Annotated in this window: 1 pseudogene; it reads right to left on the reverse strand. The window is 68.1% G+C overall.

Going from position 1 to position 270, the window contains the following annotated elements:
• Positions 1-270: pseudogene (locus tag ODJ79_RS46920) on the reverse strand (monooxygenase); the annotation flags it as partial.

The raw sequence follows: 270 nt of genomic DNA on the forward strand, positions 1-270 counted from the left end.
GGTCTGCGGTGACCAGATCACCAGGCCCAGGCACATCTCGTCGCTGGTGCCGTCGCCCCAGACCACGTAGCGCGGTGGGAGTGTGCGCAGCTGCGGCAGCAGTTTGCGCAGTCCCGCATCGTGCGTGCAGGTGACCCGGAGCGTGTCGCCCGGCTTGACCGCGAGCGGTGTCGCCAGCGGATGGATCGCCTGGTCGTCGAAGTTGTACTGCGGGATGTCCAGCAGGGTCCGGGCGCCGGCGGTGCCGGGGTTGAGCTCTATCTTGATCGA

The organism is Actinoplanes sp. KI2 (assembly GCF_025630775.1).
GTDB lineage: Bacteria > Actinomycetota > Actinomycetes > Mycobacteriales > Micromonosporaceae > Actinoplanes.